Origin of the sequence: Methylobacterium sp. J-068, assembly GCF_022829445.1 — a bacterium.
In the GTDB taxonomy this organism is placed as follows: Bacteria; Pseudomonadota; Alphaproteobacteria; order Rhizobiales; family Beijerinckiaceae; genus Methylobacterium.
The window spans coordinates 65,328-88,429 of record NZ_JAKSXY010000073.1 but is presented as its reverse complement, the minus strand read 5'-3'; the positions used below and the strand labels follow the sequence as shown (position 1 = coordinate 88,429).

22 protein-coding genes and 1 pseudogene are annotated in these 23,102 nt (G+C 70.1%); 17 read left to right on the top strand and 6 right to left on the bottom strand.

Features of this window, described 5'->3' with window-relative positions:
* Positions 1–138: 138 nt before the first annotated feature.
* From MKK54_RS11475 to MKK54_RS11445, 7 genes are all read left to right on the top strand, one after another.
* The gene (locus MKK54_RS11475) at positions 139–1,200 is read left to right on the top strand and encodes an extensin family protein (protein WP_244010918.1); all 1,062 of its coding nucleotides are present in this window, start codon (positions 139–141) and stop codon (positions 1,198–1,200) included.
* A gap of 136 nt (positions 1,201–1,336) precedes the next feature.
* Positions 1,337–1,804, top strand: a complete 468-nt coding sequence (locus MKK54_RS11470; protein ID WP_244010917.1) for a hypothetical protein — start codon at positions 1,337–1,339, stop codon at positions 1,802–1,804.
* Between the two features lie 71 nt (positions 1,805–1,875).
* Positions 1,876–2,481 carry a ribonuclease T2 gene (locus MKK54_RS11465; RefSeq protein ID WP_244010953.1) on the top strand — a complete coding sequence of 202 codons (606 nt, stop codon included), beginning with the start codon at positions 1,876–1,878 and terminating at the stop codon, positions 2,479–2,481.
* A 65-nt stretch (positions 2,482–2,546) separates the two neighbouring features.
* The gene (locus MKK54_RS11460; protein WP_244010916.1) at positions 2,547–3,392 is read left to right on the top strand and encodes a 23S rRNA (adenine(2030)-N(6))-methyltransferase RlmJ; all 846 of its coding nucleotides are present in this window, start codon (positions 2,547–2,549) and stop codon (positions 3,390–3,392) included.
* A 1-nt stretch (position 3,393) separates the two neighbouring features.
* On the top strand, positions 3,394–4,092 hold the full coding sequence (locus MKK54_RS11455; RefSeq protein WP_244010915.1) for a spermidine synthase: 699 nt from the start codon (positions 3,394–3,396) through the stop codon (positions 4,090–4,092).
* Between the two features lie 362 nt (positions 4,093–4,454).
* Complete coding sequence (locus tag MKK54_RS11450; RefSeq protein ID WP_244010914.1) at positions 4,455–5,180, top strand: peptidoglycan-binding protein; 726 nt, start codon at positions 4,455–4,457, stop codon at positions 5,178–5,180.
* Between the two features lie 36 nt (positions 5,181–5,216).
* Positions 5,217–5,537: a hypothetical protein gene (locus MKK54_RS11445; protein ID WP_244010913.1), complete on the top strand. Its 321-nt coding sequence runs from the start codon at positions 5,217–5,219 to the stop codon at positions 5,535–5,537.
* A 210-nt stretch (positions 5,538–5,747) separates the two neighbouring features.
* On the opposite strand, the gene MKK54_RS11440 is transcribed toward MKK54_RS11445, so the two are convergent.
* Positions 5,748–7,181 (bottom strand): FAD-linked oxidase C-terminal domain-containing protein, encoded by a 1,434-nt coding sequence (locus tag MKK54_RS11440; protein ID WP_244010912.1) that lies wholly within the window; start codon positions 7,179–7,181, stop codon positions 5,748–5,750.
* Between the two features lie 302 nt (positions 7,182–7,483).
* On the opposite strand from MKK54_RS11440, the gene MKK54_RS11435 reads away from it, so the two are divergent.
* Positions 7,484–7,846 (top strand): c-type cytochrome, encoded by a 363-nt coding sequence (locus MKK54_RS11435; protein ID WP_244010911.1) that lies wholly within the window; start codon positions 7,484–7,486, stop codon positions 7,844–7,846.
* A 239-nt stretch (positions 7,847–8,085) separates the two neighbouring features.
* Here MKK54_RS11435 and MKK54_RS24520 read toward each other — a convergent pair.
* Positions 8,086–8,568 (bottom strand): annotated as a pseudogene (locus MKK54_RS24520) (MarR family winged helix-turn-helix transcriptional regulator); the annotation flags it as partial.
* Between the two features lie 190 nt (positions 8,569–8,758).
* Here MKK54_RS24520 and MKK54_RS11425 point away from each other — a divergent pair.
* Complete coding sequence (locus MKK54_RS11425; protein ID WP_244010910.1) at positions 8,759–9,181, top strand: organic hydroperoxide resistance protein; 423 nt, start codon at positions 8,759–8,761, stop codon at positions 9,179–9,181.
* A gap of 25 nt (positions 9,182–9,206) precedes the next feature.
* Here MKK54_RS11425 and hisS read toward each other — a convergent pair whose 3' ends face one another.
* The 4 genes from hisS to secB form a co-directional block, all read right to left on the bottom strand.
* Entirely contained in the window at positions 9,207–10,715 is a 1,509-nt protein-coding gene (gene hisS, locus MKK54_RS11420) for a histidine--tRNA ligase (protein ID WP_244010909.1), read from the bottom strand.
* 80 nt (positions 10,716–10,795) lie between these two features.
* Positions 10,796–11,287: a DUF3429 domain-containing protein gene (locus MKK54_RS11415; protein ID WP_244010908.1), complete on the bottom strand. Its 492-nt coding sequence runs from the start codon at positions 11,285–11,287 to the stop codon at positions 10,796–10,798.
* A 70-nt stretch (positions 11,288–11,357) separates the two neighbouring features.
* The gene (locus tag MKK54_RS11410; RefSeq protein WP_244010907.1) at positions 11,358–12,623 is read right to left on the bottom strand and encodes an MFS transporter; all 1,266 of its coding nucleotides are present in this window, start codon (positions 12,621–12,623) and stop codon (positions 11,358–11,360) included.
* Between the two features lie 169 nt (positions 12,624–12,792).
* The gene (secB, locus tag MKK54_RS11405; RefSeq protein WP_244010906.1) at positions 12,793–13,305 is read right to left on the bottom strand and encodes a protein-export chaperone SecB; all 513 of its coding nucleotides are present in this window, start codon (positions 13,303–13,305) and stop codon (positions 12,793–12,795) included.
* A gap of 528 nt (positions 13,306–13,833) precedes the next feature.
* Between secB and MKK54_RS11400 the strand changes: the two genes are divergently transcribed.
* The 8 genes from MKK54_RS11400 (at position 13,834) to MKK54_RS11365 (ending at position 23,052) form a co-directional block, all read left to right on the top strand.
* Positions 13,834–14,565 (top strand): Tim44/TimA family putative adaptor protein, encoded by a 732-nt coding sequence (locus MKK54_RS11400; RefSeq protein WP_244010905.1) that lies wholly within the window; start codon positions 13,834–13,836, stop codon positions 14,563–14,565.
* 22 nt (positions 14,566–14,587) lie between these two features.
* Positions 14,588–15,778 (top strand): murein transglycosylase A, encoded by a 1,191-nt coding sequence (locus MKK54_RS11395; RefSeq protein ID WP_409564163.1) that lies wholly within the window; start codon positions 14,588–14,590, stop codon positions 15,776–15,778.
* On the top strand, positions 15,775–16,401 hold the full coding sequence (locus MKK54_RS11390; RefSeq protein WP_244010904.1) for a Smr/MutS family protein: 627 nt from the start codon (positions 15,775–15,777) through the stop codon (positions 16,399–16,401). The genes MKK54_RS11395 and MKK54_RS11390 overlap by 4 nt, the downstream gene beginning before the upstream one ends.
* 282 nt (positions 16,402–16,683) lie before the next feature.
* Positions 16,684–18,024 (top strand): transcription termination factor Rho, encoded by a 1,341-nt coding sequence (gene rho, locus MKK54_RS11385; protein ID WP_244010903.1) that lies wholly within the window; start codon positions 16,684–16,686, stop codon positions 18,022–18,024.
* Between the two features lie 198 nt (positions 18,025–18,222).
* Positions 18,223–19,551 (top strand): tRNA uridine-5-carboxymethylaminomethyl(34) synthesis GTPase MnmE, encoded by a 1,329-nt coding sequence (gene mnmE / locus MKK54_RS11380; protein ID WP_244010902.1) that lies wholly within the window; start codon positions 18,223–18,225, stop codon positions 19,549–19,551.
* 144 nt (positions 19,552–19,695) lie between these two features.
* Positions 19,696–21,579, top strand: a complete 1,884-nt coding sequence (gene mnmG, locus MKK54_RS11375; protein ID WP_244010901.1) for a tRNA uridine-5-carboxymethylaminomethyl(34) synthesis enzyme MnmG — start codon at positions 19,696–19,698, stop codon at positions 21,577–21,579.
* Positions 21,569–22,207 (top strand): 16S rRNA (guanine(527)-N(7))-methyltransferase RsmG, encoded by a 639-nt coding sequence (gene rsmG, locus MKK54_RS11370; RefSeq protein WP_279597306.1) that lies wholly within the window; start codon positions 21,569–21,571, stop codon positions 22,205–22,207. Before mnmG ends, rsmG begins: the two co-directional genes overlap by 11 nt.
* Positions 22,204–23,052, top strand: coding sequence for a ParA family protein (locus MKK54_RS11365; RefSeq protein ID WP_244010900.1), 849 nt, complete (start codon positions 22,204–22,206; stop codon positions 23,050–23,052). The genes rsmG and MKK54_RS11365 overlap by 4 nt, the downstream gene beginning before the upstream one ends.
* Positions 23,053–23,102: the final 50 nt, after the last annotated feature.

Below are 23,102 nucleotides of genomic sequence, written 5' to 3'. Positions count from 1 at the left end.
GGAGGCGTTCGCATGGCCGCTTGGTCCGGCCCGACGCGTCCCCTGTCAACACCCTTCCACAGCCCGCAGGCACAAGGTGTCGGTCTCGCGCCGCATCGTTGACGCATCGTTTACGGAAAGGCGCGCATCCTCCCCACCATGTGGCGTAGCGTATTCGCGTTCTCGGCCCTCACGCTGTTCGGCGCGGGCCTCACCGGCTGTGCACTCAACAAGTTTGAGCAGCGCGAGCCCTGGCGCGACCAGACCGAGCAGGCCTGCAACGCCAAGCGGCTCGTGGAGACGACGGAATTCGTCACGCCCGCCAAGGAGATCAGCGGGCCGGGCGTCTGCGGCATGCTGCAGCCCTACCGCGTGACGCGGCTCGGCAAGGGCACCGTGGCCCTGAAGCAGCGCGTCACCCTGGCCTGTCCGGCGCTCGCCGAGGCCGAGGCCTGGCTCGCCGACACCATCCAGCCGGCCGCGAACCTGTATTTCGGGCAGCCCGTGGCCGAGATCAACGCGGGCACCTATGCCTGCCGGGGCCGCAACAACCAGGCCGGCGCCAAGCTCTCGGAGCATTCCTTCGGCAATGCCGTCGACGTGATGTCGTTCAAGCTGGCGGACGGCTACGTCATCACCGTGAAGGGCGGCTGGCGCGGGACCGAGGCCGAGCAGGGCTTTTTGCGCGAGGTCTTCCTCGGGGCGTGCCAGCGCTTCAGCACGGTGCTGGCGCCCGGCTCCAACGTCTTCCACTACGACCACATCCACGTCGACCTCGCCCGGCACGATCCGCGCGGCCTGCGCCGCATCTGCCAGCCGCTGATCAAGTTCGCGCCCCAACTCGGGGCCGACGGGACACCGCGCGCCACCGCCCGGCCGCGTCCGCCGGAGCGACTGCCGGCGCCGCCCCAGGCCCCGATCGACGTGGAGGAGGACGATCCCTACGGCGTGACGCCGATGTCGGCGCGGCAGCCGGCCCGGCCGGCGCCCTCGCAGATCGCCCGTGCGCCGGCCCATCCGGCGCCCTCGCAATTCGGCCTGGCGCCCCCCCGTCCGCCCGCGCCCCCCGTTGCCTACGCCGCCGCACCGCGTCCGCCCGCCTCGCGCTTGCCACCGTCCCGCGTCGCCACTGCCCATCCTCAGGAGAACCTTGCCCCGGAGGATTACGCCTCCGAGCCGCTCTCGCTCGCCGCGCCCGGTCTCAGCGATCCGATCTACTGAAGGTCCGGCCGGGAGGTGTGCCCGGCGAACCCCAGGGGCGCGGGAAAGCGACGTGACGCCCGGCCACGCGCTTGACAGGCCGGGCCGAGCCGCCATCGTCCCGGAAGATCTACGGACACCAGCGGAAGACGCCGGCATGCGCCCGACCCCCCTCTCCACCGCCTTCGCCCTCGGCCTCGTCCTGGCCGGTGCCCTCCAGCCGGCGCTGGCCCGCTCCGGCCGCGAGGAGATCACGCCCGCCGAGGAGCGCGAGTTCAACTTCGAGGCCGACATCCCCGGCTGCCAGGCGCCCGAGGTGCTGGAGCGGCTCTCGTCGCACTTCGCCGAGAAGGAGGCGAAGTTCTGGAATTCCTCCCTCACCATCCTGCGCTACGAGCACATCGAGCGCACGGCCTGGCGGCCCTGGGGCCTCGACTACTACCCGCGCCGCTTCTGCAGCGCCGTGGCCACGACCTCGGACGGCGTCCGCCGCAAGGTGGATTACTCGGTGCGTGACGGGCTCGGAATCATCGGGGCCGATTGGGGCATCGAGTTCTGCGTCCACGGCCTCGACCGCAACCTCGCCTACGCCTACGCCTCGGCCTGCCGCGAAGCCCGTCCGTGAGCCGCGCGCCCCGGCGCGCCCTGCGCCTCGTTCTCGCCGGCCTGACGCTCGCGGTCACGGTTCCGGGGGTGATGGCGCAAGGCTTCGAGCGCGGCGGCACGCCGGGTTCGTTCGACTTCTACGTCCTCGCCCTGTCCTGGTCGCCGACCTATTGTGACGGCCCCGGCGCCCAGCGCGAGGCGCAGGGGCAGTGCCGGCCGGGGCGCGGCCTCGGCTTCGTCGTGCACGGCCTCTGGCCACAATACACGCGCGGCTATCCGTCGAACTGTTCCTCGGTCGAGCGCGCCCCGACCCGGCAGGCCATCGCGGTGGCCGGCGAGGTCTATCCGAGCGAGGGGCTCGCCCGGCACGAGTGGCGCACGCACGGCACCTGCTCGGGCCTCGATCCGGTCTCCTATTTCCAGGCGGCGCGCGAGGCCCGCGCGGCGGTGACGATCCCCGAGGCGTTCAAGGCGCCCGAGGGCGGGACCCGCATGGCGCCGATCGAGATCGCCCGGCAATTCGTGGCCGCGAACCGGGGCCTGCGGCCCGACATGATGTCGGTCACCTGCCGGAGCGGGCAGCTCCAGGAGGTGCGCATCTGCTTCTCCAAGGACCTGCGCGGGTTCACCCCCTGCCCCGAGGTGGCGCGCCAGAACTGCCGCGCCGGCGAGGTGGCCGTCGAGGCCGCGCGCTAGGACCTTTCCGCGATCCATCCGCAGGCGCGGTGGCGGACGCGGATCCATCAGACGGGCCCCGAGCCATGAACTACCGCCACGCCTTCCACGCCGGCAACTTCGCCGACGTCCTGAAGCATCTCGTGCTCGCGCGCGTGCTGGCGCATCTCTGCCTGAAACCCTCGGGGTTCCGGGCGATCGACACCCATGCGGGCCTGGGCTTCTACGACCTGACCGGGGACGAGGCCGGCCGCACCGGCGAATGGACCGAGGGGTGGGGCCGCCTCGCGACCCCGTTTCCCGAAGCCGTCGAGGCGCTGCTCGCCCCCTACAGGGCGGCGGTGGCGGCGACGCGGGAGCGGCACGGGGCGCACACCTATCCGGGCTCGCCCGCCATCATCCGCGAGTTCCTGCGCACCATCGACCAGGGTGTGTTCGTGGAACTGCACCCTCAGGACGCCGAGACCCTGCGGGCGCGCTTCAACCAGGATTCGCTCTCGAAGGTGATGCATCTCGACGGCTGGACCGCGCTCAACGCGCTGATCCCGCCCCCTGAGCGGCGCGGCGTGGTGCTGATCGACCCGCCCTACGAGGAACTCGGCGAGATCGACCGCCTCGGCGCGTCCCTCGCCCGGGCGGTCGCCAAGTGGCCCACCGGCATCTATCTCGGCTGGTATCCGATCAAGGACGTCGCCAAGGTCGACCGCATGGTGGCCGAACTCGATCGCGGCCTCGCGCGGCCGGCCCTGCGCCTCGACCTGATGGTCTCCGAGCCCGACCCCAACCGCCTCAACGGCAACGGCCTCATCGTCATCAATCCGCCCTGGCGCCTGGCCGAGGAGGCCTCGCTGTTCCTGCCCGCTTTGGCCGAGCGGCTGGCGCGGACCGATTACGGGGCCTATCGCTGCGAGGCCTTCGGTGCGGACGCGTAAGATGACCGCCCCGGCGCAGCCGTCCGCGAACGGCCCATGGATCGCGCTCGACAGCGCCGTCATTCCCGGCACCGGCAAAGCGATGCGCCTGCTGCGATGCGACGACGCCTTCTCGATCGAGGTCGAGGCCGGGGAGCTGATGAACGACCGCGACCGCGGCTCCGAACAGGCCCTGGCGACGCGCACCTGCGCGCGGCTGGCGGACCACGCCGCCCCGAGGCTCCTCATCGGCGGCCTCGGCATGGGCTTCACCCTGCGGGCCGCCCTCGATGCCCTCGGCCCCGAGGCCGAAGTGGTGGTCGCCGAACTGATGCCGGCGGTGATCGGCTGGGCCCGTGGCCCGCTCGCCCATCTCTTCGCCGGCAGCCTCGACGATCCGCGCGTCACCGTCGTCGCGGCGGACGTCAACCGTCTGATCCAGTCGGGACCGGCCCGCTTCGACGCCATCCTGCTCGACGTCGACAACGGCCCGCAGGGCATGGTGCGGCGCGAGAACGACCGCCTCTACGATGCCTGGGGCCTCAAGCGCGCCCGCCACGCCCTTCGGCCGGGTGGCCTCCTCGCCGTCTGGTCGGGCGGCCCCAACCGCCGGTTCAAGGCGCGTCTGCGCCTCCACGGTTTCGCGGTGGAGGAAATCCGCTTCGCGGCCCGTACGCCGGAGGGCAGCCGACACGTGCTGTGGATCGGAAAGCGGGCGTAGGACCGGGCCGCGATCGGCGCGACGCATCGCGGTCCGTCCGCTCGGCCGCGCCAGCGGGGCTTGATGGCACGCCGTTCGGCGCGGCCCTCGGCGTTCGGGTTCGCCGGTCGGCCCTCCGGGGTGGAACCAGCCCCCCGCGATGCCCAAGGACGCGGGACCAGCTTCGGGGGGGGTATTTCTAAACCTCAAGTTTATTATTGCTAACAAAATAAATCTATGGTGAGTTTTGGTCTCGCCGGGTCGATCGGATACGCGGCGATTCTCGGACGAGAGCAGCCATGTCCAAATGGACCGAAACCATTCCCTTGGACGCGTCGCGTCGAGACCTGAACGGCCCGCTGCGCGGCGCGCGAAATGCGACCATGCTCAAAGTCCTGGGGGCTCCGAGGGCGCATTACACGCAGCAATGTCAGGACCCGACCAATCCCGACCTGATCGAACTCGTCGTTCGTGAGGATGTCGGTCCGTTCAAGGTCAAAGGCTTGCGGCCGGCGGTCGAAACCCTGCGCACCATCCTGGCGGAGGTGAAGGTCGACCAACCCGAGATCTACGGATTGCTCGGCCATGTGGGGATGCTGTGCTGCCGCTACGTCCGCAACAGCACCAGCGCCATCAGCAACCATTCCTGGGGAACGGCCATCGATCTCACCATAGACGGCGTCCTCGACAAGCGTGGCGACGGGCGGGCGCAACGGGGGTTGCTCGCCATCCATCCGATCTTCAACAAGCACGGATTCTACTGGGGTGCCGCCTTTCCCACCGAGGATGCCATGCATTTCGAGGCGTCGGACCAGTTGATCCGGGACTGGCACGGGACCGGCCGCCTCATCGCCGGACCCGCGCATGCCAACTCCGCCGATGCCGGGGACGGCGTGGTCGAATTCGGCGACCGTGGACCCGAAGTGGTCGAGGTCCAGCGCCGGCTCGCCCAAGCGATCTCGGGCGAGATCGACGCCGACGGCATCTTCGGTGCCGCGACGCGCGCTTCCGTCATGGAATTCCAGCGCCGCAACGGACTGACGATCGACGGCATCGTCGGCGACGCCACCCTGGCCCTGTTGCGGCGATCGACCCCCGACCCGGCGTGAACCTCCGGTTCAGGCATGAGCGAAGAGGAGGCGGACATGGCTGAAGCGCGTTCGGTGGATTACATGGTCAACGCGGTCCTGGGCGATCCGGCGACCAAGGCGAGATTGGTGCAGGACCCGGACGATGTCCTGCGCACGGCCGCCGCGCAGGCCAAAGTCGCGATTCCGATCCTCGGCGACAAGATGGTCTACCGCATGGTGGTCGGCTTCCTCGGCGGCGTCGTGGTCATCGTCGCGGTCGGCCTGATCGTCCTGGCCTATGCGGGCAGGACGGGGACGCCCGAGGGGCTGATCGCGCTCGGCTCCGCTGCCGTGGGCGCCCTCGCGGGCCTGCTGGCGCCGGCCCCGTCCCGCTGAAGCCGACCCGGACCCTCAGACGGCGGGCGCTCGATCCGCGCCGAGATCCGCAGGGCGCGGTCGTCGGACCGAGTCCCCGTCACGACCCCGCCGCATCGAACCGTCCGCGCGCGCCCGCGTTCGTTGAAGCGGCCCGCCCGCCAGCACGATCGGCACCAGCGTCGTCCACGTGTCGCCGATGCGGTCGAGGACGTCGCGCGCCGGGGGCCCTCAGGCGGCCACCCGGCCTTCCAGCGGAAAGACCTTGGCGGGGTTCATGAGCCAGCCGGGGTCGAAGACGTTCCGCACCCGCATCTGCTGGTCGAGATCGGCCTGGGCGTACTGGAAGCGCATGAGCTCGCGCTTCTCGATGCCGACGCCGTGCTCGCCGGTGAGGCAGCCGCCGACCTCGACGCAGAGCTTGAGGATCTCGTCGCCGGCCGCCTCCGCCTTCTGCAGCTCGCCCGGCTTGTTGATGTCGAACAGGATCAGCGGGTGCAGGTTGCCGTCGCCGGCATGGAACACGTTGGCGACCCGCAAGCCCTTCTCCGCGCAGATCGCGCCGATGCGCTCCAGGACCCGGGGCAGCTGGCCGGTGGGGATCGTGCCGTCCATGCAGATGTAGTCGGAGATCCGGCCCGTGGCGCCGAAGGCCGATTTGCGGCCCTTCCAGATCGCGGCGCTCTCGGCCTCCGACTTCGAGACCCGGAGGCTTGTGGGGTTGAAGGCGCTGGCGATGGCCTCGATGCGGGCGAGCATGGCCTCGCACTCGGAATCCGAGCCCTCGACCTCGATGATCAGCATGGCCTCGGCGTCGCGCGGGTAGCCGGCCTGCGCGAAATCCTCGGTGATCAGGATCGCCTCCCGGTCCATGTACTCGATCGCCACCGGGATGATGCCGGCGCCGATGATGGCGGCCGTGCAGGCGCCCGCATCCTCCACCGAGCCGAAGCCGACCAGCGCCGGCCGCGCGCCCTCGGCGCTGCGCAGGATGCGCACGGTGGCCTCGGTGACGATGCCGAGCTGGCCTTCCGAGCCGCAGACGAGGCCGAGGAGGTCGTAGCCGGCGGAATCGAGGTGCTCGCCGCCGATCTCCACCACCGTGCCGTCGTTCATCACCAGGGTGACGCCCAGGAGGTTGTTGGTGGTGACCCCGTACTTGAGGCAGTGCGCGCCGCCGGAATTCATCGCGATGTTGCCCGCGATGGTGCAGGCGAGCTGGCTCGATGGGTCCGGCGCGTAGAAGAAGCCCTCGTGGCTGACCGCGCCCGAGATGGCGAGGTTGGTGATGCCGGCCTCGACCCGGGCCGTGCGGTTCTCGTAATCGACGTGCAGGACGCGGTTCATCTTGGCGACGCCGAGGATCACCGCGTCCTCCTGGGCGATGGCGCCGCCGGCGAGCGAGGTGCCGGCGCCGCGCGGCACCACCCGCACCCCGTTGGCGTGGCAATAGGCCATCACGGCCGAGACCTCGGCGGTGGTGGAGGGCAGCACCACGGCCAGCGGCATCTTCCGGTAGGCGGTGAGGCCGTCGGTCTCGAAGGCGCGGCGCTCGTCCTCCGTGGTCACGAGGGCCTCCGGCGCCACCAGGGGCGCGAGCCCGGCGATGATCGCGTCGCGGCGGGCGACGATGCCGGCATCGGGGACGGGAAAGGCGATCGACATGGCGCTCCTCCGAACGGTTCGCCGCTTCAGCATCCGCTCATCCGGCACCGCCTATAGAAGGGCGGCGGAGGAAGGACGAGCGATGGGCGGCCGGTTGGACCGGAGTGTAGGACAAACCCGGCCCCGGCGCACCCGGTGCGCGCATCGCGTCGGCCGAGGGAACCGAACGCCGCCCGGAGAGCTTCCTTTCGCCGCAGCCCGCGCCACCAACGTTCGGACGTTCTTAGTCTCGATCTGTTCTAAACGCGCAAGCTCTGCCATAAGCCCAGGCGGCTGAAGCCGCTCCACGGAGGAAACATACGATGCGTCATCTCATCCTCGGCGCCGCGCTCGCGATGCTGCTCCCGATTTCCGCCCAGGCCGAGGGCGATGCCGCCGCCGGCGAGAAGGCGTTCGCGCCCTGCAAGGCCTGCCACAACTTCGAGAAGAACGGCGTCGGCCCGACCCTGAAGGGCGTCGTCGGCTCGAAGGCCGGCGAAGGCGCCGACGGCTACGCTTTCTCGGCGGCCATGAAGAGCTCCGGCATCACCTGGGACGAGGCCAATCTCCACGAGTGGCTGACCGACCCGAAGAAGAAGGTGCCCGGCACCAAGATGGTCTTCCCCGGCATCAAGGATCCGAAGAAGGTCGACGACGTGATCGCCTACCTCAAGACCAAGTCCTGAAAGACCAAGTCCTGAGATCGCGAGGCCCGATCGCGATCCGGTCTGTCCGTCACGCGCGGGCCGACCGGGTCGGGTCGGACCCGCTCACGGCGCAACGGAATCCGTTTCGTCGCCGGGCCTGATCAGGAAGCCGTTCCCGCCCGCGCGGGGGCGGCTTTTTTCGTGGGCCCCTTCGTCATCGCTGCCTTCGCCCCGGACGGCCCCGGATCGGAGTCCGCGGATGGCGGCTCGCCGTCGTCCAGTCCGGCATGCAGCGCGCCCCGCAGGTTGACCAGGATGTCGAGGAGGGCCCGGCGCCCGTCGAGATCGAGACCGGTGAGGCCGCCGGCCTCGTTCGGGACGCATTCCATCCGTCCCCGCAGGTCGCGGCTCTTCTCGGTCAGGAAGATGCTCACCTGACGCTCGTCGGCCCGGTCGCGGGCGCGGCGGACATGCCCGGCCCCCTCCAGGCGCTTGAGCAGGGGCGTCAGGGTGCCGGAATCGAGGAACAGGCGCTGACCGATCTCCTTGACCGTCAGACCCTCCTCCTCCCAGAGCACCAGCAGGACGAGATATTGCGGGTAGGTCAGGTCGTGCCCGGCCAGGAGCGCCCGGTAGGCTCGCCCGAAGGCATGGGCCGCCGCGTAGACCGCGAAGCAGAGCTGGTTGTCGAGGCTGAGGGCATCGGCGGCCCGCGTCTCCTCGAGCGTGGGTTCGAGCGGGCGGGTCTGCCGTCCCGGCATGGCGCGGTGTCCTTCCTTGGGGGTCGACCGGGCGGAACCGGCAGCGTGTCATGATCTTATGCAATATTCATATTGCGCACAATCGAGTCCTGTGCGACAAGAAATCAAGATTGTGCGCAATCGATATTGGCCCGATCACCGCCGGGCCGCCGCGTCCGATCCCCCTTTTTCGACGAGCAGGAGAGCGAACATGAAGGCACTCTACACCGCACACGCCCATGCCACGGGTGGACGCGAGGGCTCCGCCGCCACCGACGATGCCAAGGTCGACGTCAAGCTCTCCACCCCGACGGAGCTCGGCGGTGGCGGCGGCGCCGGCACCAACCCCGAGCAGCTCTTCGCGGCCGGATACGCCGCCTGCTTCCTCGGCGCGGTCAAGTTCGTGGCCGGCAGGGACAAGATCAAGGTGTCCGAGGATTCGAAGATCGAGTCGAGCGTCGGCATCGGCCCGCGCGATGACGGCACCGGCTTCGGCCTCGTCGTCGCCCTCAAGGCGACCCTGCCGGGTCTCGACCGGGCCGTTGCGGAAGACCTCGTGAAGCGCGCCGACGTGGTGTGCCCGTACTCCCACGCCACGCGCGGCAACATCCAGGTCGACATCTCGGTGGCGTAAGCCGCCTCGGCCGCGGGGCGGGACGTCAGAAGTGGCGTCCCAGCACCTCGCGCACCCGCTCGACCATCTCGGCGACGGGCACCGAGAACTGGGCCGGGCGTGCGGCCTTCCACTCCGCGTTGCTGGTGATGGCCGCCGCCGCCCTGGCGCCTTCGATCAGATCCTTGATCTGGACCTCGCCGGCCTCGCGCTCGTTCGAGCCCTGGATGATCGCGCACGGGGCGCCGCGCCGGTCGGCATATTTCATCTGCGCCTTCATGCCCGAGCCGCCGAGATAGAGTTCGGCCCGGATGCCGGCCTCGCGCAGGGCCGTGACGAGGCGCTGGTAATCGGCGACGTTGTCGCGATCCAGGACGAGGACGACGACGGGGCCGGGCTTGGCGATGCCCTCCAGGAGCGGGCTCTTCACGAGCTGCAGCGCCGAGAACAGGCGCGAGACGCCGATCGAGAAACCCGTGGCGGGCACGGGCTCGGAGCGGAACCGCCCGACGAGGCCGTCGTAGCGCCCACCCCCCGAGACCGAGCCGAAGCGCACGGTCTGCCCGTCCTCGTTGGTGACGGGGAAGGTCAGCTCCGCCTCGTAGACGGGACCGGTGTAGTATTCGAGCCCGCGCACCACGGAGGGGTCGATACGGATGCGCCCCTCGTAGCCGGCCGCCGTGAACAGCGCGGCCATCTCGGCGAGTTCGCGCACCCCGTCCGAGCCGACGGCGCTGCCCGACAGGGACGTCTCGAAATTGCCCAGGGTGGTGGCGTTGTCGGCGGGCGCCGACCCGGCTCCGGTCCAGCCCGTGAAACCGAGGACTCGCGCGATCGCATCCTCCGCCAGCCCGGCGCCCTTGGTGAAATCGCCGCTCTCGTCCTTGCGGCCCGCGCCGAGAAGTTCGCGGACCCCGGCGTCGCCGAGCCGGTCGAGCTTGTCGATGGCGCGCAGCACGGTCAGGCGCTGGCCGGCCTTGTCCGGGCCCGCGAGGCCGATCGATTCCATCAGGCCGTCGAGCACTTTCCGGTTGTTGACCTTCACCACGTACTGGCCGGTAAGCCCGAGCTTCTCCAGGGTGTCGGCCATCAGCATGCAGATCTCGGCATCGGCCGCCACCGAGCCGGCCCCGACGATGTCGGCGTCGAACTGCATGAACTGGCGGAAGCGGCCCGGCCCCGGCTTCTCGTTGCGGAAGACGTAGCCGGCGCGGAAGCTCCGATAGGGCTTCGGGATCGCGTCGAAGTTCTCGGCCACGTGCCGGGCGAGCGGCGCGGTCAGGTCGTAGCGGAGCGAGAGCCAGGATTCGTCGTCGTCCTGGAACGAGAACACGCCCTCGTTCGGCCGGTCGAGATCGGGCAGGAACTTGCCGAGCGCCTCGGTGTACTCGACGAAGGGCGTCTCCAGCGCCTCGAAGCCGTAGAGTTCGAAGCTCTGACGGATGGTCTCCAGCATACGGTGCTGGGCAGCGATCTCGTCCGCGCGCCGGTCGACGAAGCCGCGCGGCAGGCGCGGCTTCAAGGTGTCGGCCTTCTGGGAATTGGCCTTGGCCATGGGAATGCGTGTCCGTCGGGGCTGTTCGGGGTCCCGGGGGCTCTATCGCGGGTGGCCGGGGGCGGCAAGCGCTTGACCCGTCAGAGCTTCAGGACGAGGAGCGCCGAAAGTCCGAGGATCGCGAGCGGGATCTGCGCCGGGCGCAGGCGCGCGAAGAACAGCGGCGCCTCGCCCCGCCGGGCCGCGATCGGATCGAGCACTGTGATGCCGGCGAATCCGAGGATGAGCAGGATCAGCGCGGCTACGGCTTGGTCCAGGGTGGCGAACACCAGGGCGGTGAAGCCGAGGCCGAACAGCCCGAGCATGGTGGCGATCTGAGCCAGCGTCGCGCCGCCCTCGGTGCGGAAGCTGACGCCACGGCGCACGCCCGAGAGGAACAGCAGGATGGCGCAGCCCCACAGGATGGTGAGGGCCGAGGCCACCTCTGCGAGCGCATCGCCCGGCCGAAGCCAGGCCACGGCGGCGCCCGCGAGGAAGGGCAGCATCGGCCCGTAGCCGAACACGATGCTGAGCCAGGGCACGGCGCGTGGCTCGGTGACGCGCAGCGTCCGGCTGTCGGGGTGGTCATCCATCGCGGTGCGGGTCCTTGCGTCTCGGTCTCCCCGCCAACCGCGGCACGGCCGGCCTGTTCCGGCGACCGGATCAGGCGCCGTGCGGACGAGGCGCAGACGCGTCGCCACGCTTCGGCGGCGCCGCGTCATCGGCGGCGGCCTTCCCCTTACCGCCCCGACTCTCGGCGGTGGTGTCGAGCCAGAGGACCAGGGCCAGAGCGACGAGGGCGGGAGTGCCGAGCGCCAGGAAGGCGCCGGTCCAGCTGAGCACGGACTGGGCGAGGCCGCCGTACCAAGCCGAGAGCGCGCCGCCGATGCCCTGGATGGCGTTGAGGGAGCCAAGCGCCGTCTGGGTCCGGCCGGACCCCCAGGTCAGATCGGCGACGATCACTGGCACCGCGACGCCGATGATGCCGGAGGCGACCCCGTCGAGGATTTCCGCCGAGATCAGCCAGAGGGGATCGTCGATGAAAGCCGAGAGCGCGGCGCGGACCGGTAGGACCGCGCAGGCGGCGAGGAGCAGTTGGCGCCGGCCGCGCCGGTCGGCCAGCGAACCGGCGAACAGCGCGACGGGGATCATCACGAGCTGCGCCACCATGACGTAGCGGGCGGTCCAGCTCGTGGCATCGGCCGCCGTGGCGACGAGCTTCTGGCCCAGGAGCGAGAGCATGCCGCCATTGCCGAGGTTGAACAGGGCGAGCGCCACGGCGAGGACGAGGAGCTTGCGGTTGGCCACGATGCTGCGCAGGCCCGCGCGCTCCGGCTTATCGTCCGTATCCTCCTGCCAGCCGACGGCGCGGCGTTCGCTGTAGCACCGGGCCGGCGTCGTGAGCGTGGCGACGATCGCCAGCACCGCCATGCCGCCCAGCACCCAGAAGGCTATGGCCGGGCCGAACCAGCCGGTGCCGACGCTGATGCCGCCGGCGGCGATCAGGATGCCGAGATGGTTGAACGCCTGGTTGCGGCCCTGCTGCTTCGGGAAGCGGTCCTTGCCGACGATGCCGAGGGTGAGGGCGGTGACGGCCGGCAGCAGCAGCGTTCCGCCCGCGGCCGCCAGCATCTGCGCGGTGAAGACGCTGACGGAGCCACGGGCCGGCAGAAGCAGCAGGGTGCCGCACAGGATCGCCCCGCAGGCCAGGGCGATCAGCAGCCGGGGACGTCCGAGCCGGTCCACCAGGGCGCCGAAGGGGCCGCTGAGCAGGAGCGAGCCGATCCCCACCAGGGTGGTGACGAAGCCGACCCGCGCCGGGCTCCAGGATGCGGCTTCCGCGAGCCAGGTACCGAGAAACGGCCCGAGTCCGCCCTGGATGTCGCCGGTGAAGACGTTGATCAGGGCGAGGTGATGCGTGGCGAGCATGCGATCCTGGTGCTGGCGTGTCCGGCCGGCCAGGAATCGAGAGACGAAGGACCCGGGCCGGGTGCCGATAACGGTCAGGCCTCGGGTTCCGATCCGACTCGGATTTCGATCCCCGCGCGGCCGCCGCGCGGGGCTAACCCGCCATCCGGCGGGGGGGGCGGCGTGCGCCTCAGGAAGCGAGCGGACCGCCGGCTTCGCCCTGGGCCTGGGCTTCCATCGCCTTCTGGCGGTAGAGGCCGACGAAGTCGATCGGGTCGATGTAGAGGGGCGGGAAGCCGCCGTTGCGCACGGCCTCGGCGACGATCTGGCGCGCGAAGGGGAAGAGCAGGCGCGGGCACTCGATCATCACGGCCGGGTGCAGCTGGTCCTGGGGGATGTTGCGCATGCGGAAGATGCCCGCATAGGTCAGCTCGAAGGCGAACAGGACCTCGCCGCCGATCTTGGCATCGCCTTCCAGGGTCAGCTCGACCTCGAAGTCGACATCGGCGATCTGCTTGGCGTTGACGTTGACCTGGATGCTGATCTGCGGGCCGCTCTCCTGCGGCTGCAGCGAGCGCGGCGCGTTCGGGTTCTCGAAGGAGAGATCCTTGGTGTACTGCGCGAGCGCGTTGATCGTGGGGGTTCCGTCGTCGGGCTGCGCCGTGGCGCCACCGTTGCCGTTCGGTGCCGGGTTGTCGGCCATGGCGTTCTGTCCTCTTCCTGGATCTTCGGGCGCCGGAGATCTCGGGGCGCCGGAGGGGCGGTGTCGTGCGAGTCGACGTCTTGCTTGCGTCGAGCCTCGGCCGACGTGACGCATCGCGGTGACGCGCCTGCCGGTGAATCGCGCCTGACGCGAGCCGCGACGATGCGATCACCCGGCGGGCGCGGAAAGCGCGCTATCATGCCCGCCTGGACGGAACAAGGACAAGGCCCCGCGCGGCGCGGCCGGGCGATGGAGGCCGATCCGAAACCCGTATCTCGCCTGGAACCGCTCGGCGGGATGCCCCATATCCCCCGTGACGCCGGAGGCTCGGGCCGGCTCGCGACGGCGTCTCGAGATCGCTCGGTCCGAGACGACCCGGCTCGATCCTTGCGCGGCACTCGGCTAAAGCGCGATAGGGTCGGGCGTGTCGGCCGGATCCGCCGGTCGGGCGTTTCAGCCGAGCGCCGGGCCGGGTTTCGGAGCCCGTTGGAACAACGTATTCGTGCGACGGCCACGATCGGATCAGTGATGCAGGACTCCTTCGACTTGACGACCCTGATCTTTCTCGCGCTGGCGGTCTTCGTGATCTGGCGGCTGCGCTCGGTCCTGGGACAGAAGACCGGTGCGGAGCGCTCGCCGTTCAAGCCGGTGGATCGCAGCCGCACCGAGCCGCCGGCCGCCCGCGGCGACGGCGACAACGTGGTGCGCCTGCCCGGTGCCGACCGGGTCCAGCCACCGGCCGATCGCGGCCAGACGGCGGTCAAGACCGAGGCCCGGGACTGGCGCGGCATCGCCGAGCCCGGCTCGGCCATCGCGCAGGGGCTCGAGGCCGTGGTGCAGGTGGAGCCGAACTTCGATCCGCGCGCCTTCGTGGAGGGCGCCAAGAGCGCCTACGAGGCCATCGTGATCGCCTTCGCCAAGGGCGACCGCAAGACCCTGCGCAGCCTGCTCTCCCGCGAGGTCTGCGAGGGCTTCGAGCGCGAGATCGACGCCCGCGAGGGCCGGCGCGAGACGGTGGAGACCACCTTCGTCTCCCTCGACAAGGCCGAGATCGTCGCCGTGGACGTGAAGAACCGCGTGGCCCAGGTCACCGTGCGCTTCCTCTCCCACCTCATCACCGCCACCCGCAACGCCCAGGGCCAGGTGACGGACGGCAGCGCCGAGGCGGTGGTGGAGGTGCCCGATGTCTGGACCTTCGCCCGCACGCTCGGAACCCGCGATCCGAACTGGCAACTCGTCGCCACGGAAGCCGGCGCCTGAGCCCGAGACGGCCGGCCCCCGCGTGACCCCCGTCCGTGCGGCCGCCGTGGCCGCCCTCATCGCCCTGAACCTCCCCTGCCCCGGCTCGGCCGCCTTCGCGGCCGAGCCGTTTCGCGTGGGCGAAGCCGTTCTGGAGCCGGTGGAGGCCGCGGCCCTCGCGGGTTTCCCCGGAGCCGACCCGGGCCCCGCCCTCGCGGCCTTCCGCCGGACATGCTCGAGCCCGCCCTCCACGCCGCAGCCCGCCGGTGTCATCGGCTCGGTGGAGGGTCTGCGGGCCGCCTGCCTCCGCGCGGCCGCGACGCCCGAGGCCGAGGCGGCCCGCTTCTTCGCCGAGGCCTTCGACGCCTATCGCGTCGTCCGCCCCGCCACGGAGGGGATCCCAGAGCGGCGCACCGGCTTCCTGACGGGTTATTTCGAGCCGGAACTCACCGGGTCCCCGGTCCCCTCCCCCGATTTCACCGCCCCCGTGCTGGCCCGGCCCGACGACCTCGTCGGCCTGGAGCCCGGCGAGACGCGCCCCGGCCTCGACCCCGCCCTGCGCGCCGCGCGCCGGGTCGGCGACGCCTTCGAGGCTTATCCCGACCGGGCCGCGATCGAGGACGGGGCGCTGGGCGCGCGGGCGCGTCCCCTCCTCTATCTGCGCGACGCGGTCGATCTGTTCGTGCTCCAGGTCCAGGGCTCGGGGCGGGTCCGCCTCCCCGACGGACGCGCCGTGCGGGTGCTCTATGACGGCCGCAACGGACGGCCCTACACCTCGATCGGCAAGCTCATCGTCGGGGAAGGCCACCTTCCCCTGGAGGGGCTGACCCTGGCGCGCTGGACCGGCTGGCTGCGGGCGCACCCCGAGCACGCGCGGCGCCTGATGCGGGCCAACGCCTCCTACATCTTCTTCCGTCTCGCCGAGATCGAGGACCCCGCCCTCGGGCCGCCGGGTGGGGCGGGCGTGCCCCTCAGCCCGGGCCGGAACATGGCCGTCGACGCGACCCTGTGGCGCTACGGATTGCCGTTCTGGCTCGAGGGGCGGATCGACGGTGCCTCGGCGCCGGGCCGCCTCGTGGTGGCGGCCGATACCGGGTCGGCGATCGTCGGCCCGGCGCGGGGCGACCTCTACCTCGGCACTGGCGCCGAGGCCGGCGCGCGGGCCGGGAACCTGCACGACGCGGTGGGCTTCGTCGTGCTGCTGCCGAAGGCGGCGGGCTCTGGTACGCCATGAAGCCGCCACGACGCCCGCGCGGCCTCTCGGGAGAGGACGCCTATCTGTGGGGTGAGATCGCCCGGCTGATCACGCCCCTGCGCGGGCGCGCCAAGCCGGCCGTACGCGCGCCGGCGGCCGAGGCGCCGCCCGCCCCGAGGCAATCTCCCAAACCTCCGCCCACGAAGGCTCTGCCCGCAAAGCCGGCGCCGCCCAAGCCGATGCCGAGGACGCTCGCCAAGCGCGCCGCGCTGAAACCGGCCTCCCCGCCGCCACCCGTGGTGGCGCCCGTTCCGCCCCCCGCCCCCGGCCTGGAGCGCCGCGTCCGCCTCGCCCTGCGCCGGGGCGCGCTTCAGGTCGATGCCCGGATCGACCTCCACGGCCTGTACCAGGCCGAGGCGCACGGGGCGCTGATCGGTTTCCTGATGCGGGCGCGCGCCTCCGGCCACACCCATGTGCTCGTGGTCACCGGCAAGGGCGGCCCGAGCTACGACGATGCCTTCTCGGAGCGGGGCGTGCTCCGGCGCAGCGTTCCGCACTGGCTGCGCTCACCGGACCTGCGCAACGTCGTCCTCGGTTTCGAGGAGGCGGCGCGCCACCATGGCGGCGCCGGCGCGCTCTATGTGCGCCTGCGCCGCCGGTGACGGCGCTCGATGCCGGTGCTCGATGCCGGTGCTTGCGAAACCTTGAAAAACGCGCTAGCGATGAGGTCTCTCCTCGTTACGCCGTGCTGCATCCGTGAGCCCTGAGGCTCCGCAAAGACGATGCGCGGAGCCGTTTTCCACGAAACGGTCCGACTGACTGGCGCCGAAAAGGCGCCCGGCGATCAACTCCCCGAACGACCCGATTTGAACACGACCTCCCCCATCCGCGAAACCTCCGTTTCCCTGCCCCGCCTCGCCCCTTCCGCCGGTTCCGAATCTCCCATGACGTCACAGTACGATACCCTTCCCGTGGACGAATCGGCCGAGGGCGGCATCGTCGCGGCCGATCTCGATGCGGTGCGCGAGGTCAAGCTCCAGGACCTCAAGTCCAAGACGCCCACCGAACTGATCGCCTTCGCCGAGGAGGTCGAGGTCGAGAACGCCTCGACCATGCGCAAGCAGGAGCTGATGTTCGCGATCCTGAAGCAGCTTGCTGCCAAGGAGGTCGAGATCATCGGAGCGGGCACCGTCGAGGTGCTGCAGGACGGCTTCGGCTTCCTGCGCTCCTCCGACTCGAATTACCTGCCGGGCCCCGACGACATCTACATCTCGCCGACCCAGATCCGCCGCTTCGGCCTGCGCACCGGCGACACCGTCGAGGGGCCGATCCGCGGACCCAAGGACGGCGAGCGCTACTTCGCGCTGCTGAAGGTGAACACGATCAACTTCGAGAATCCGGAGAAGATCAAGCACAAGGTCCATTTCGACAACCTGACGCCGCTCTTCCCGACGCAGCGCTTCAAGCTGGAACTCGACAATCCGCCCAAGAAGGATTTCAGCCCGCGGATCATCGACATCGTCGCCCCCATCGGCAAGGGCCAGCGCGCCCTGATCGTGGCGCCGCCGCGCACCGGCAAGACTGTGCTGATGCAGAACATCGCGCAGTCGATCACCATCAATCACCCGGAATGCTACCTCATCGTTCTGCTCATCGACGAGCGCCCCGAGGAGGTCACCGACATGATCCGCTCGGTGAAGGGCGAGGTCATCGCCTCGACCTTCGACGAGCCGGCCACACGCCACGTGCAGGTCGCCGAGATGGTGATCGAGAAGGCCAAGCGCCTCGTGGAGCATGGCCGCGACGTGGTCATCCTGCTCGACTCGATCACGCGTCTCGGCCGCGCCTACAACACCGTCGTCCCCTCCTCCGGCAAGGTGCTGACGGGCGGCGTCGATGCCAACGCGCTCCAGCGCCCGAAGCGCTTCTTCGGCGCGGCCCGCAACATCGAGGAGGGCGGCTCGCTCTCGATCATCGCGACCGCGCTCATCGACACCGGCTCGCGCATGGACGAGGTGATCTTCGAGGAGTTCAAGGGCACCGGCAACTCCGAGATCATCCTCGACCGCAAGGTCTCGGACAAGCGCATCTTCCCGGCGATCGACATCACGCGCTCGGGCACCCGCAAGGAGGAACTGCTGGTTCCGCCGGATTCGCTCAAGAAGACCTACGTGCTGCGCCGCATCCTGAACCCGATGGGCGTCACCGACGCGATCGAGTTCCTCATGGACAAGCTGCGCCAGACCAAGAGCAACAACGACTTCTTCGACTCGATGAACACCTGAGGCGGGACGATCGGGGATGCGGGCACCGGCGCGCATCCCCGAGACGTTTTTACCTCGAAGGCAGGCCGGGACCCTTCAAGGCTTCGCCCGGCAGCTTCCCTGCAAGCCCGAAAATAAAAACTTTCCTGTCGAAACTGGAATTTGCGCCGGCTTAGTAAATCGATCTGCGCGGCGGACGCGTCTTAACGGAACCGCCCGATGACGAACGGCACCACCATCTACGCCCCGGCGACCGGCTTCGGTCGCGCGGCCGTCAGCGTGATCCGGATCAGCGGCCCGGCCTCCGGCCCCATCCTCCGGTCCCTGACCGGTACCCTCCCCGCTCCGCGCCGCCTTTCCCTCAGAACCCTGAAAACGTCGGACGGCGATGTGCTGGACGAAGCCCTCATCGCCTGGATGCCGGGACCCGGCACCTTCACCGGCGAAGACATGGCGGAGCTTCATCTTCACGGCGGCCTCGCCGTACGTGCGGCGGTGTTGCGCGCCCTCGCCACGATCCCGGATTGCCGCCACGCCGAGCCCGGCGCCTTCACGCGCCGCGCCTTCCTCAACGGCCGCATGGATCTCACCGAAGCCGAGGGCATCGCCGACCTGATCGATGCCGAGACCGAGGCGCAGCGGCGCCAAGCCCTGCGCCAGCTCGATGGTGCCCTCGGCCGGCAGGTCGCGGATTGGCGGGCCCGGCTGATCGACCTCCTGGCGGGCGTGGAAGCGGCGCTCGACTTCTCCGATGAGGGCGACGTCGACGAGACCGCCCTCGATGCGGCCCTGATGCAGGAGGCCACCGCCCTGCGCGACGAGATCGCGCGGGCCCTCGCGGATGACCGCCGCGGTGAGCGGCTGCGCGACGGGTTCACCGTGGTGCTCGCGGGCCCGCCGAATGCAGGCAAATCCACCCTCCTGAACGCCCTGAGCCGACGCGACGCCGCGATCGTCTCGGAGACGCCCGGCACGACGCGGGACGTCATCGAGATCCGCTGCGATCTCGGCGGCCTGCCCGTCATCCTGGTCGACACGGCGGGCCTGCGGGAGGCAACCGACGCGATCGAGGCCGAGGGCATCCGGCGTACGCAGGCCCGCGTGGCGCAGGCGGACCTCGTCCTCCTGCTCGCGGCTCCGGGCGAACCGGGAGATGATCGCGCCGTGGAAACATCGCCGGGCATACCGGTGATCCGGATCCTGACGAAACAGGATGTCGTCTCGGCCTCGCCTGGTCCGGGCGATAGGCACGCATTGCCCATCTCGGCTCATACCGGCCTCGGCCTGGATTCGCTGTTGAACCTGATCGAGGCGCAGGCGACGGCGGCCTGCGGGGTCGGGGATGCCCTCGTCACGCGCGTCCGTCACCGCGAAGGTCTCACGCGCTGTCGCGAGCATCTCGACCGGCTGCTACGGGGAAGCGCCCTGCCCGAACTCGCGGCCGAAGACCTTCGGCTGGCTGTTCGCGCCCTCGGCGAGGTGGCGGGTCATGTCGGTGTCGAGGAAATGCTGGACCGCCTGTTCTCCGGCTTCTGCATCGGAAAATGAGCCGCGTGCGGGCGATGGAATCGCAGCGCGATTCGCAGCCGCCCTGTGTTCGAGGCACCGCACAAGCCCCTTGTTTCACGTGGAAACAGGCTTCTTCGCATCGCGCACGTTGACCGCGCGGACGGCGCCCGCGTAATCAAACTCATGCTTCACACACCTGATTCCTACGACGTGATCGTCGTCGGCGGGGGCCACGCCGGCGTCGAGGCGGCGGCGGCCGCTGCGCGGATCGGCGCACGGACGGCTCTCGTCACCCATCAGGCGGCGACCATCGGCGCCATGTCCTGCAATCCGGCCATCGGTGGCCTCGGGAAGGGCCACCTCGTGCGCGAAGTCGACGCCCTGGACGGCCTGATGGGCCGCGCCGCCGACGCTGCCGGCATCCAGTTCCGCCTCCTCAACCGCCGTAAGGGACCGGCGGTGCGCGGGCCGCGCACGCAGGCCGATCGCAAGCTCTATGCGCGCGCCATGCAGGCCGCCCTGGCCGAGACCGCAAACCTGCGCGTGATCGAGGGCGAGGTCGCGGATCTCGTCGTCACGAACGGACGCGTCGCCGGCGCGATCCTCGCCGATGGAACCACACTCCACGCCGCCGCGATCGTTCTCACCACCGGCACCTTCCTCCGGGGCCTGATCCATATCGGCGAGACCCAGATCCCGGCGGGACGCGTCGGGGAGGGCCCGTCTGTCGGTTTGGCTCGGACCCTCGACCAGCATGGCTTCGCCCTCGGACGCCTGAAGACCGGCACGCCCGCCCGGCTCGACGGCCGCACCATCGCTTGGTCCGGCCTCGAGATGCAGTCGGCCGATGACGAGCCGGTGCCGTTCTCGACCCTGACCGAACGCATCACCACGCCGCAGATCCAATGCGGGATCACCCGGACGACGCAGGCGGTCCACGATCTGATCCGGGCGAACCTGCACCGCTCGCCCATGTATTCCGGCGGCATCGCCAGCCGTGGCCCGCGCTACTGTCCTTCCATCGAGGACAAGGTGGTGCGCTTCGGCGACCGCGAAGGCCATCAGATCTTCCTCGAACCGGAAGGCCTGGACGACCCGACCGTCTATCCCAACGGCATCTCGACGGCGCTGCCGGAGTGCGTTCAGCGCGCCGTCATCGCGCTGATCCCCGGATTGGAGCGGGCCACGATCCTGCGCCCCGGCTACGCGATCGAGTACGATTACGTCGACCCGCGCGAACTCGATGCGACACTCCAGGCCAAGCGCCTGCCGGGCCTGTTCCTCGCCGGTCAGATCAACGGAACGACCGGCTACGAGGAGGCGGCCGGGCAGGGGCTGGTGGCGGGCATCAACGCGGCCCGGCTCGCCGGTGGCTCCGCGCTCTCGGCGTTCGATCGGGCCGAGTCTTATCTCGGCGTGATGATCGACGATCTCGTGACGCATGGCGTCAGCGAGCCCTATCGCATGTTCACATCGCGCTCCGAGTATCGCCTCTCCCTGCGCGTCGACAACGCCGACGAGCGGCTGACGCCACGGGGGGCCGCGCTCGGATGCGTCGGCCGCCATCGCGCCGCGCATTTCGCGGCCTCGCAGGAGGCCCTGGACGCGGCACGGTTCAAGGTCGAGGCCTTGAGCCTGACGCCGAGCCAGGCTCGCGCGGTGGGGCTCGACCTCAATCAGGACGGCATCCGGCGGAGCGCATTCCAGCTTCTGTCCTATCCGGACATCACCTGGGAGCGCCTTGCCGCGATCTGGCCGGAACTCAAGGCCGTCTCGCCGCGCGTCGCGGAGCGGCTCTGCACGGATGCGACCTACGCGGTCTATCTCGATCGCCAGCGCGCGGACATCGCGGCATTTCGCCGTGACGAGGGCGTCAGCCTGCCGATCCGCCTCGATTACGCGGCGATCCCCGGTCTCTCGAACGAGATGCGGGCGAAGCTGGAGACGGTCCGGCCCGGTACGCTGGGACAGGCCGCACGCATCGAGGGCGTGACCCCGGCCGCCCTGACGCTCCTCGCCGCTCATGCCCGCCGGGCCGATCGACGGGACGCGGCCCATGGGCATTGAGCCCGACCGGGACCGTGTCCTCGCGCAGGCCGATGTTTCACGTGAAACGGCGCGTCGTCTCGATCTCTACGTGGCCCAGCTTCGGCGCTGGCAGGGCGTGAAGAACCTCGTCGGGCCCGGCACGCTCGACGCGGTCTGGACCCGTCACATCGCCGATGCCCTCCAGCTTCGCGCCCTGGCGCCCGATGCCGACACCTGGCTCGATCTCGGAGCGGGAGCCGGCCTGCCGGGCCTGATCCTGGCGATCGCCGGGCACGATCGTCCGGGGTTTCGCGTCGATCTCATCGAGAGCAATGCCCGCAAGTGCGCCTTCCTCATGGAGACCGCGCGCCTCACCGAGGCCCCCGCTCGAATCCACAATGCGCGGATCGAAGGGGCCATCGCCGCTCATCGGGGTGTGGCCGTCGTCTGCGCCCGTGCGCTGGCTCCCCTCACCCAGCTTCTCGCCTGGGCGGAACCGCTGTTGACCACCGGGACCATCGGCCTGTTTCCGAAGGGACGCGATGTCCAATCGGAATTGACCGACGCGGCGCGACAGTGGAAATTCGTTTACGATCTCGTGCCGAGCCGAACCGAGTCGGATGCACGGATCGTCCGTGTCACGACCCTATCTCGCGTGGATTCATGACAAGCGATCCGACATCCGTCCCCGCCGCCGGAGGCAATCCGGAGCGGCCGCTGCGAATCCTGGCCCTGGCCAACCAGAAGGGTGGCGTCGGCAAGACGACCACGGCGATCAATCTCGGGACCGCTCTCGCAGCGATTGGCGAGACCGTACTCGTCGTCGATCTCGATCCGCAGGGGAATGCCTCGACGGGCCTCGGCATCGACCGGCGCCAGCGCAAGGTCTCGACCTATCACGTACTGGCGGGCGAGGCGTCCCTCGCCCAGGCCTGCGTGCCGACCGCCGTGCCGCGCCTCATGGTGGCGCCCTCCACCATGGACCTGCTCGGCCTGGAACTCGAGATGGCGAGCGCGCCGGACCGGGCGCACCGTCTGCGCAACGTCCTCAAGGGTGTCGGCGAGACCGGCGCGACGGCCGGCGTGACCTATGTGCTGATCGATTGCCCGCCCTCGCTCAACCTCCTGACCATCAACGCGCTCGCCGCCTCCGATGCGGTGCTGGTGCCGCTGCAATGCGAGTTCTTCGCTCTCGAAGGCCTGAGCCAGTTGCTCCGAACCGTGGAGCAGGTGCGCGGCGCGCTGAATCCGCGTCTCACTATCCAGGGCATCGTGCTGACGATGTTCGACCCGCGCAACAATCTCTCCGCGCAGGTCGTGGCGGATGTCCGCAGCTTCATGGGCGAGAAGGTCTACGAGACCATGATCCCGCGCAACGTGCGCGTGTCCGAGGCGCCCTCCCACGGCAAGCCGGTGCTGCTCTACGATCTCAAATGCGCCGGCTCGCAGGCCTATCTGCGCCTAGCCTCCGAGATCATTCAGCGTGAAGGTCGGCTGCCCGTCGCGGCCTGACGTCTTCGAGGGCGCCCTGCCCTCGCTCGATCCCCTAGATGCGTTCCGGA

Excerpts from the sequence above, each read along its gene's own strand:
- MKK54_RS11475 (WP_244010918.1), top strand. The coding sequence starts at position 139 with ATGTGGCGTAGCGTATTCGCGTTCTCGGCCCTCACGCTGTTCGGCGCG.
- MKK54_RS11470 (WP_244010917.1), top strand. The coding sequence starts at position 1,337 with ATGCGCCCGACCCCCCTCTCCACCGCCTTCGCCCTCGGCCTCGTCCTG.
- MKK54_RS11465 (WP_244010953.1), top strand. The coding sequence starts at position 1,876 with ATGGCGCAAGGCTTCGAGCGCGGCGGCACGCCGGGTTCGTTCGACTTC.
- MKK54_RS11460 (WP_244010916.1), top strand. The coding sequence starts at position 2,547 with ATGAACTACCGCCACGCCTTCCACGCCGGCAACTTCGCCGACGTCCTG.
- MKK54_RS11455 (WP_244010915.1), top strand. The coding sequence starts at position 3,394 with ATGACCGCCCCGGCGCAGCCGTCCGCGAACGGCCCATGGATCGCGCTC.
- MKK54_RS11450 (WP_244010914.1), top strand. The coding sequence starts at position 4,455 with ATGCTCAAAGTCCTGGGGGCTCCGAGGGCGCATTACACGCAGCAATGT.
- MKK54_RS11445 (WP_244010913.1), top strand. The coding sequence starts at position 5,217 with ATGGCTGAAGCGCGTTCGGTGGATTACATGGTCAACGCGGTCCTGGGC.
- MKK54_RS11440 (WP_244010912.1), bottom strand. The coding sequence starts at position 7,181 with ATGTCGATCGCCTTTCCCGTCCCCGATGCCGGCATCGTCGCCCGCCGC.
- MKK54_RS11435 (WP_244010911.1), top strand. The coding sequence starts at position 7,484 with ATGCGTCATCTCATCCTCGGCGCCGCGCTCGCGATGCTGCTCCCGATT.
- MKK54_RS11425 (WP_244010910.1), top strand. The coding sequence starts at position 8,759 with ATGAAGGCACTCTACACCGCACACGCCCATGCCACGGGTGGACGCGAG.
- hisS (WP_244010909.1), bottom strand. The coding sequence starts at position 10,715 with ATGGCCAAGGCCAATTCCCAGAAGGCCGACACCTTGAAGCCGCGCCTG.
- MKK54_RS11415 (WP_244010908.1), bottom strand. The coding sequence starts at position 11,287 with ATGGATGACCACCCCGACAGCCGGACGCTGCGCGTCACCGAGCCACGC.
- MKK54_RS11410 (WP_244010907.1), bottom strand. The coding sequence starts at position 12,623 with ATGCTCGCCACGCATCACCTCGCCCTGATCAACGTCTTCACCGGCGAC.
- secB (WP_244010906.1), bottom strand. The coding sequence starts at position 13,305 with ATGGCCGACAACCCGGCACCGAACGGCAACGGTGGCGCCACGGCGCAG.
- MKK54_RS11400 (WP_244010905.1), top strand. The coding sequence starts at position 13,834 with ATGCAGGACTCCTTCGACTTGACGACCCTGATCTTTCTCGCGCTGGCG.
- MKK54_RS11390 (WP_244010904.1), top strand. The coding sequence starts at position 15,775 with ATGAAGCCGCCACGACGCCCGCGCGGCCTCTCGGGAGAGGACGCCTAT.
- rho (WP_244010903.1), top strand. The coding sequence starts at position 16,684 with ATGACGTCACAGTACGATACCCTTCCCGTGGACGAATCGGCCGAGGGC.
- mnmE (WP_244010902.1), top strand. The coding sequence starts at position 18,223 with ATGACGAACGGCACCACCATCTACGCCCCGGCGACCGGCTTCGGTCGC.
- mnmG (WP_244010901.1), top strand. The coding sequence starts at position 19,696 with ATGCTTCACACACCTGATTCCTACGACGTGATCGTCGTCGGCGGGGGC.
- rsmG (WP_279597306.1), top strand. The coding sequence starts at position 21,569 with ATGGGCATTGAGCCCGACCGGGACCGTGTCCTCGCGCAGGCCGATGTT.
- MKK54_RS11365 (WP_244010900.1), top strand. The coding sequence starts at position 22,204 with ATGACAAGCGATCCGACATCCGTCCCCGCCGCCGGAGGCAATCCGGAG.